This window comes from Micromonospora sp. NPDC093277 (genome assembly GCF_044765245.1).
Taxonomy (GTDB): Bacteria; Actinomycetota; Actinomycetes; order Mycobacteriales; family Micromonosporaceae; genus Micromonospora.
On sequence record NZ_JBIWJO010000033.1, the window covers coordinates 1 to 8,143 of the forward strand.

Below are 8,143 nucleotides of genomic sequence, written 5' to 3' on the forward strand. Positions count from 1 at the left end.
CGGCCTTGGCCACCAGAGAGCCCGCCGGTAATCACACTCAACCGCAGTGCCGCGCAGGAAGACGCCGACGTCCTCATCTGCCGCGAGGCGTGCGCCGCAGAGAGACGAATGCCGAGCAAGCGCGAACGCGACGAGAGGGGCTGCCCATACTGGCAGGGCTGGTTGGAGCAGTTGGGTGGAGGACAGAGGAGGCGAGGGGTGGCCACCAAGATCGTTCAACTGTGGGCCGAGGGGCTCGCGCCTGGGTGGGACGGCCTCTTCCGGGCGGATGGCTCTGCACGTGCTGTCGAGCTGGGTGGCGGAGCGAGGCTGGACTGGTTCGATCTCGGCCCGCCGCTCGACCTGGATGCCTTGCTGGGTGAAGACCCCGACAATGTGACCCACGTCGACATCCACCGCGGCGCGGACGTCCCCATACCGGACGGTTCCGGTTACGTCTGCGGCGGCGAAGGAGCTCACGGCTCCGAAGGTTTCTTCGCCCGGCTGGACAAGGACCGGAACCTGATCTGGATCGCGGCGCTGACCGACTCCAACCCGTTCGAGAAGGCGGAGGTGCGTGGCAGGCTCGCCACGTTCACCAACAACTTGGGCAACTCGGTGACGGTCGATCTCGACCATCCCGACTTCGCCTGAGCCGCTGGCGCATCGGCAACGGCGGGAGCAGGACCGGGTGCCAGTGGCGCCATCTTGCGCCGATTTCACGGACATGCCGCAGAGGACGCACCCATACGCGCGGGGCCGTCAACTGGACAGCTGGAGTATCCGCTCCAGCCCGGCCCGCAGCTTACGCCGCGCCGCCGGCTTCACCGCGAGCCGAAACCGCAGCCAACCATCGACGTCGGGGATCTCCAGCTCGCTGGCAGCATCCTCGGCGAACTGCAGCCAGCTCGTCGTCGGACAGCGCCCACTTGCGGAGGCCAGCCTCCACCACACTGTGGGCGGGCTCGAAGCACACGGTGTCGGGCTCGAACCAGCCAACCGGAGCGTGCCCGGCGGGCCGTCCGCGCACCACGGGCAGTCGATCCTGCGACGAGTCAGCCAGATGCCAGCCCTCGGGGTCGTTGTCGGGTCCTCCGAAGTCCAAGCGAACGCACTCGTGAGCGAAGGCATTGTGCTGCACCAGCTCTGCCCAGTCGCGCAGTTCGCCGGGGGCGCAGACGGTGACGTGACCGTCGATGAGGCCGGCACCGTAAGAGTCGATGAACCGCTTGTAGTCCTCTGGAAGTTTGACACCCAGCTCCACCTCGACAGGTGACCAGTCGTATCCGTCCCTGGCTGCAATTCCAAGCGCCGGTAGGCCCAGGAACCCTGCCAGGACTTCCGTCATGTCGCTCACGGAGCTGCTGTCTCTCGACAGCCCTGGGTCGTCATGCTCCGCGACGCGTTCCCCGGAGAGGACATCGTCGGGTCGGAGTTGGTCGCCGCCGGAGCCGGTGACAATGGCGTGAGAGTCGCTGAGCTCCACCACGACCAGGCCTACGTCCGCCCCTGCCTGCCGTGGTCGCCGCATGCGCGATCGAAGCGGTCTCTAGGACGAGCCCAGTGCCGTGGGTGAAACCCCGGCTCACCCTCCAAACGCCAGCCTTCAGGGACGACCCGGACAGACTCGACGAAGAAACTCCGACGCTCGACACGCACAGGCAGCATGGTGCACGACCACCGGGTACACACGCGATCCGACACCGCGTCTCCTCGTCTGCGGGCTCCGCGCGTCGACACGAGCAAGCACCACCGCCGGCGCCCGTTGGGCGGCAGATCCGCCCACCTACGGGTTGAGAACATGGTGTTGGATCGCCGGGTGATCGATTGGCGCTCGGTGCAGGACGTACACGGCGATTCTGGCGTCGTGATCGGAAGGCTGCTCGACCGACTCGGACGCCAACCCACCGCCGCCGCGTGGGACGAGGTCGAACGCCGGCTCATTGTCGAGGCAGAGTGCTGCTGCTCGGCTGGCTTCGCCACGCTCCCCCAACTCAGCCGGCTGGCGCACTCAGGCGCCAACGAGTTCCGGGAACGAGCGCTGCAACTCGCCGCGGTAATCGTACGAACCCTGCATCGGTACCACCGACACGACGACCTGGTCCGCACCAACCCGCAGTCCCTCGCAGTGCTGCACTCGCTTGCCCGGGCGCGCCTGGCCACATACACCGGTCCTGCATTGGTCCAGCAGCTGCAGGACGCGCTCGCCTTCGCCGGCTACACGTTCTGGGCCTCGATCAGCCTGGACTTCACCGACGAGCATTACCATCTCAACTGCCCACACTGCACAACCCGCCTGGCAATCGTCATCGGCGACTACGGCCACTACTCGGCGATCCGCGACCACAACGACGGCGACATCAGCCGCCGTCCGCTCGACCCCATCACCGCCCAGGACCTGACGGGAATCGGCCGATGGATGCACGACACCGCAGTCGCAGGCGGCGACACGACCCTCGCGTACGGCCTCACATCCCTGTTCGGCCGGGCCAGCTGCGGCATGTGCGGCAGCACGTTCAACCTCGCCGACTGGCTCGAAGCCGAAAACAGCACCGACCAGCCCATCGACCCGATCGTGCCACGAACCGACCGCTCGACCTAACACGTAGACGTCCCACACGGCCAGGAACAAGCTTCTCCCCTTCGACAGGTCCGGACTCCAGCCGCAACTCGCTGTAACGCTGCGTTACGAGCTCCTTCCGGCAGTGAGCGGATCCTCGCTAACGAAGCGGGGCGGTTGCCGTGGCCGGAACATCGAGCGTGACGAGGTGCCCCTCGCCGATTGCGTGCGTCAGACCGTCGTTTCCGGGAACCAGCCGATCAACCCGCGCCGATAGCCGTATCCGGGCGACGACGTTGGCAGCGGGGTCGATGGCAACCAGCGAGCCGTCAGCGAAGGCGAACAGCGCGCCACCGGGCACCGGGGCCGCGGCGCGGACAGCGCCGTGCGGTAGATGCCGTACGTCGCTGACGGCACCATGGCTCAGGTCGATGACCGCGATGCCGGCGTCGTCAATGAGCCACAGCGTGTCGCCGTGGAGGATTGGCGTTTGTGGGCGGAGATCACGCTCGTGGTGCCACAGCACCTGCACACCGCTCGCCGGATGAAAAGTCATGACCGTGCGTCGACCGCTGAGGAACGTGACACGGCCATCGTTGCTGACTCCGTAGCTGCCGCCGGCATCGGAGATGACCACCGGCCCCGGCAGCGTCCATTGCCTCAGAACTGCCCCGGAGGCGGCCATCACCAGTAGTTTCGGCAGACCGATGCCCGCGATGAGCACCGTATCGGCGGCAGAGTCACCGTCGGGCCTCCAGCGAACCGGCTGCGGCCAGGCAAGTGGACCGACTCCGGCAACCGCGCCGCCATCGAAGGGCAGGCACCTGCCGTCGGCAATGGCCACCCGCATCAACGGGTGGTAACCGCGCCACCCTCCCAGCCACACAACAGAGCCGCAGACGCTGACGTGATGCCGCCGGCTCATGCCGGGTGTCAAGCACCGGGTTTGATGGAGAGTTTCCATCAAACCCGGTGCGGGACAAAAACAGCAGCGGACGATCTGTCACTGTGCTGCGCCGATCCCGTGCTCGGCCAGGCGGCGTACGCCCGCCTCGCCAAAGTCCACATCAGGCCGGAGTTGGTGCGCGACCGAGTCCAGCCACTCGCGCGGCGGCTCATCGGCCCGGAAGTCGTCGTTTCACCAATACCCGTTGTCCTTGCGGCGCCATATCAGCGCTCCCAGGAAGGTGGTGGCGAACAGCAGCAGACCTGGGTAGCTGAACGCGAAGGCCGAGATCGCCAAAACCGAGGCAGCTATCGCAAGTCCGACCGAGTACAGGAGCTGGCGGATTCCACCGCGTGAATTTGCGACTCGGTCGAGCCACGCGCGGCGGGGAAGCAGCCACGACCGCACCCGTCGGCGCAGGCTGCGTGCACGCGACGGCTTCGGGATCTCATTGGGCTGGCGGGCGGGCATATCGACGATTGCTGTCTGCGGGATACGGGAGTCGATTCGGTCGAGCTCGGCCGTCGCGGACGGATAAAGCGTGGGCTCGATTCGGACCGTCATTCCGTCTGCGCCAAACAGCTGCCGTGCACCATCGGGCCAGCGCAGCATGGCGGTGCAGTCATCGAACAGAACAGTCGATGCCCCCTGAGGGATGGATAGGCTGACGCCGTCGTCGCCAACGATGAGAGCGACGTCATGGCTTACGCGGGAGCGGTGCCGCTTGCCGGTCGCTGCGAACCGGGAGAAGGTTGGCGCGGCCTCGAATCCGGTGGCACGGTGGGCGTGCGAGCCTGGCAGCATGAGCATTGCTGTTTCCACGAAAGTACCGGCGGCGGCGCTGACCTCTTTGGCCGTCATAGTGCGGAAGCCGTCGATGAGCTCTCGGGTGGTGGCGCTGTGGAATCCGGTGAGCAGGTCCGTTGCCCGGCGTGGCAACAGCCGGGCATCGACGTCGGGATCGCTGAGGCCGTCTAGCTCGAGGGCGCGGATGGTTTCCAGCTCGGAGTCTGCTGTCTCAGTCTGGGCCAGGTTGCGGACTTCGGCGAGGAGGCAGTCGAGGGCGTCGCCGATTTGGTCGGATTGCGCGTCCACGATCGCGGTGACGGTGGCATGCGGGCGGCCGTCGGTGGTGTAGGCCGCTGCAGCGGTATAGGACAGCCCGCGGTTCTGTCGCAGTTCGCGAAAGAGCACCCGGTCCAGGGCTCGCGCAAAGGCGGCTGCGGCCTGTGTGCGGGGAACTTGGCCGTCCATTACCAGGATTGGCGAGTCAGTGGCGAAGTAGGCCGGCAAAGTGGGGGCTGCGGACGAGGGAAGGGGCCATCGCTGGCCATCAGGAAGGTCGAGCCGAAGACCGCTGGGAATCCTGTCGCCCGCGATCCACAGCACGGCGTTCGACCGGTTGAAATAGGTACGCGCCCATTCGAGGACCTGTTCCTCGCGTATGCTCTGCACGCCCCATTCGGGATAGCTGACCAGACCGAAGCCGCGTGCACCGTGTCGCCACAGCGGCAACAGTTGGTTGACGGGCGTCGGTCGGTTGTTGGCCTCAGTCTCCAGCAACTTCTTCTCGACGGCGAGGCGTTCGAGCGGCAGGTCCCGCAGGCCGGCGCATACGTCGTTCAGATACGCAACGATGGCGTCCCCGGAACCTTGGATGACGAACTGTGTAGTCGTGGCACCGGTCATTCCGTTGTAGTGGTAGTCCGGGGTTCCGTGTCGGTGCAGCGCCAGGTGTTCGACGAGGTGGCTGATCCCACTGGTCGCCAGGGTCTCGTCGACCCGGCCGACGCGGAACATCAGCCCAGCTCTCACCGGGCCGGACGTCGGCGCCATCAGTACCGGAACTCCATCAGCCTCGAGCAGGCCGGATTCGTCTACCATTTGCGGGCGGCCCTGCGGGCGGAGCGGAAGGTGTCCTTCCACTTGTTGCCGTACCAGACCCCCCAGGGGTACCAGTTGCTCCGGTCTCCGAGCGCGGCGAAGTGCGGCGCCATCCGCTGGTAGTCGCCGGCGATGAAGAATGCGTACGCAAAGGTCGCGTGGGCTGCCACGGCGCCGTGCGTGGACGGGTCGAAGTCCGGATGGAGCACCGTCTGCTCAGCGGCCCGGGCGAGTTCGCTGCGAACGGAGCCGTGCTGGAGGCTCTGCTTCATCAGCGAGTAGTCGTCCTCCATGAAGGCCTGCTCGATCAACGCGTCCGCGAGAACCGCACCGTCAAGTGTGCCCGGCTTGCCGGTTTCCAGACATCCTCTGGCGAAGGTCAGGAGCGCATACGACGAGCCGCCCCACTTCGGGCAGAGGTTCTGTGTGAGTTCCGCCTGCGCCAAATACGGGACGTCGCAGTGCTCGGCGGCCCGGTCGTACCGCCGCTGCCCCTCGTCAACGCCGAGGCCGAGTCCTCGGGCGATGGTGACGCGTTCGGTCCACGCGGCGGCATTTGTCGGGTCAATAGTGGTGGCATCGGCGAGCAGCCGCTCGGCCCGGTGCAGGTAGTCGTGAAACATCTGCCACTGCGCCTGCTTCACATACTGGGCGAGCAGTCTGCTGCGGGCGTCCCAGGCCATGACGATGAGGCGTGCGCCGAGCAGCGTGCGGACCAGCGATGAGTCACGTTCCGAGTCGACCACGCGTTGCAAGAAGCTCTCAACGCCTCGGGTACGCGCAACCGCCCGTACCGCTACGGACCGGTCCGCACGGACCGGCAGGCGTTCAAAGTAACTTGACACCCCGCTCCAGTTGCCCGACTTGAACGATGCACGGAGCGGCGCCAGATCTGGGTAGATATCGAACAAGTCGGTGCGCACCGGACTGAGGCGGTACAGCAAGTTGATCACGGCGGCGATCATACGGCTGCCAACCGCGCCCGTCAGCCCATCTTCGCGGTCAGTGCCCGCAGCCCAACGGCGACCAACCATCGGTCAACGCCGTGCCGCACCAACCACCGTCCGGTCCTCACGGTCGGGGTCTCAGCCCGTCGGCATCACTGGCCGAATCGTCGGGCTCCGCAACAAACACGCAAGCAGCAGATCTGCTAGCCGGACGAAGGCGGCTCTGCCGGCGTACGCGGCGACCGGGCAAAGGACAAGCCGCCCCGCAAAGCGATGTCCGTCGATCACCGCCGGCATTGGCATCAGCAGCCCGGTGACGTAACGTATTCGCGTAGTTCTATTACGTCAGCGACCGTTCGAGCATCCCAACGGGGTAGACCGGATGAGCGAGGTGGCCGCGGCATGGACAACGGCAAGCACAGCCCTCGTTGCGAGGCAGCCCAGCAACATCGCTGCCGCTGCACCGAGTGCGGCGGCTCCCAACACGGCGTGCAGGGCTGGCTCGACCAAGCCAGCCACAACTACCAGTTCCGCCAGAGAAAGCGGGAGGCCTTCGAGAGCGGACTGGTCTGGACGAAGCACCGCCCGCCGCGCCTGGAGCAGAATCGCGGCAACCAGGAGATCAGCACGGACCGTGCCCGCGTCGACATCGCCGACTGGCTCGCTGTCCCGCCGCCTGCCGGGTCCGAGCACCGCGAGCCATATCCGTCGCCCGTCCAACAGGTGACAGCGCTCGCCGAGATGATGACGCGTGGGGCCTGGCCGGCAATCGCCACGGAACTAAACCGCGCCGCTGCGGACGCCACCAGCGTCAAGCGAGAGCTCACCAACCACGGCTGGTGCGATCTCTTCATCGGGCTGATTCAGGCGATCGAGGTGACCCGACACGGTTTCAACAGCATCCCGGAGAAGGTCAAGGGCATGATCCTGGGGTCGGCCTTGCAGGCCAACCGGCCACACGTCACCGAAGCTGTTGTCGGCTTGATCGTTGACAAGGTGTGGCAAGGGTTCCAGGCCGCGGCGTTTGGGGCCGTTCCGCTGCTCGACCTCATCACGAACGAAGAAGCTCTGCGCGCACTACGGATCCTCGCGGTGTTCATCTGCCCCGCACCAGCGCAACACGCAGCGGTACGTCAACACGCCCTGAAGCCGCTCGGCGACGACGCCACCAGAATCCTCACCGACCAGACCAAAACCAGGCTTGCCGAGCTCTTCGCCGACTGGCGATCCGACGCCGATGGCCAGCAGACCGAGTAGCCCGGGCACGGCCGCTTCGCATGCGCCTCCCCCACCTCCGCCGCAGGCCCTGGTCGGCGCATCCCTGCAGCAGCGGGCACGGACCTCCCTCACCGAGCACGAGAAAGATCACCCGCTCGCTCCTCGTCAACCGCTGGCTCGACCAGGACACGCACCTGCCGGCACCCGACCCCCGGCGTTGGCCGACCTCGCCGGCGTGTCGCGGCCGTGATGGGGTGGGGTACAGATGCCCTATGTTGTCAACAACTGGCAGCCGCGTGCCGACGGAATTCGTCGAGGGTCATCGCTTCCGGCCGTGCGAACGGCTTTGGTGCCGCCCATATCTCGCCGTCGGAGAGCGAGCGGAGGTCGCCGAGTACGAACTCGACGGGCGCATGGTTGTCCTCCACCGACCAAGCATCCCATCGGTGAAGCCCCGCCCTCATCTGGCACCCCTCTGTGTCATCAAGAGGCGGCGAGGAGTGGTGTTCTAGGCTCAATGCCATTAAGTTAGGGCATTAGTGCTGGTCAGTTCAGTGAGCTGACGAGGGGTCGTTCGGCCGGTACGGTGCTGTGGCGTGACGTTGTCTG

Annotated in this window: 8 protein-coding genes; 3 read left to right on the plus strand and 5 right to left on the minus strand. The window is 66.3% G+C overall.

From position 1 onward, the window contains the following. The first annotated feature begins 198 nt into the window (after positions 1 to 198). Positions 199 to 633 carry a hypothetical protein gene (locus tag ACIRG9_RS31435; RefSeq protein ID WP_402864143.1) on the plus strand — a complete coding sequence of 145 codons (435 nt, stop codon included), beginning with the start codon at positions 199 to 201 and terminating at the stop codon, positions 631 to 633. A 151-nt stretch (positions 634 to 784) separates the two neighbouring features. Here ACIRG9_RS31435 and ACIRG9_RS31440 read toward each other — a convergent pair whose 3' ends face one another. Then, positions 785 to 1,465 carry a hypothetical protein gene (locus ACIRG9_RS31440; RefSeq protein WP_402864146.1) on the minus strand — a complete coding sequence of 227 codons (681 nt, stop codon included), beginning with the start codon at positions 1,463 to 1,465 and terminating at the stop codon, positions 785 to 787. Between the two features lie 315 nt (positions 1,466 to 1,780). Between ACIRG9_RS31440 and ACIRG9_RS31445 the strand changes: the two genes are divergently transcribed. Further along, entirely contained in the window at positions 1,781 to 2,581 is an 801-nt protein-coding gene (locus tag ACIRG9_RS31445; RefSeq protein ID WP_402864149.1) for a hypothetical protein, read from the plus strand. Positions 2,582 to 2,699: 118 nt separating this feature from the next. Here ACIRG9_RS31445 and ACIRG9_RS31450 read toward each other — a convergent pair whose 3' ends face one another. The 3 genes from ACIRG9_RS31450 to ACIRG9_RS31460 all read right to left on the minus strand — a co-directional run bounded on the left by ACIRG9_RS31450 (position 2,700) and on the right by ACIRG9_RS31460 (position 6,322). Continuing rightward, positions 2,700 to 3,389: a hypothetical protein gene (locus tag ACIRG9_RS31450; RefSeq protein ID WP_402864152.1), complete on the minus strand. Its 690-nt coding sequence runs from the start codon at positions 3,387 to 3,389 to the stop codon at positions 2,700 to 2,702. Positions 3,390 to 3,677: 288 nt separating this feature from the next. Beyond that, positions 3,678 to 5,285, minus strand: a complete 1,608-nt coding sequence (locus ACIRG9_RS31455; protein ID WP_402864155.1) for an insulinase family protein — start codon at positions 5,283 to 5,285, stop codon at positions 3,678 to 3,680. A gap of 77 nt (positions 5,286 to 5,362) precedes the next feature. Then, positions 5,363 to 6,322: a hypothetical protein gene (locus tag ACIRG9_RS31460; protein WP_402864158.1), complete on the minus strand. Its 960-nt coding sequence runs from the start codon at positions 6,320 to 6,322 to the stop codon at positions 5,363 to 5,365. A gap of 396 nt (positions 6,323 to 6,718) precedes the next feature. Between ACIRG9_RS31460 and ACIRG9_RS31465 the strand changes: the two genes are divergently transcribed. Beyond that, a complete protein-coding gene (locus ACIRG9_RS31465) occupies positions 6,719 to 7,573 on the plus strand; it encodes a hypothetical protein (protein ID WP_402864161.1) in 855 nt (284 codons plus the stop codon). Positions 7,574 to 7,812: 239 nt separating this feature from the next. On the opposite strand, the gene ACIRG9_RS31470 is transcribed toward ACIRG9_RS31465, so the two are convergent. Further along, positions 7,813 to 7,962 (minus strand): hypothetical protein, encoded by a 150-nt coding sequence (locus tag ACIRG9_RS31470; protein ID WP_402864163.1) that lies wholly within the window; start codon positions 7,960 to 7,962, stop codon positions 7,813 to 7,815. Positions 7,963 to 8,143: the final 181 nt, after the last annotated feature.

What these genes read in the sequence shown, in the direction of transcription:
- ACIRG9_RS31445 (WP_402864149.1), top strand. Translation starts at nt 1,781, where the DNA reads ATGGTGTTGGATCGCCGGGTGATCGATTGGCGCTCGGTGCAGGACGTA.
- ACIRG9_RS31450 (WP_402864152.1), bottom strand. Translation starts at nt 3,389, where the DNA reads ATGCGGGTGGCCATTGCCGACGGCAGGTGCCTGCCCTTCGATGGCGGC.
- ACIRG9_RS31455 (WP_402864155.1), bottom strand. Translation starts at nt 5,285, where the DNA reads ATGTTCCGCGTCGGCCGGGTCGACGAGACCCTGGCGACCAGTGGGATC.
- ACIRG9_RS31465 (WP_402864161.1), top strand. Translation starts at nt 6,719, where the DNA reads ATGGACAACGGCAAGCACAGCCCTCGTTGCGAGGCAGCCCAGCAACAT.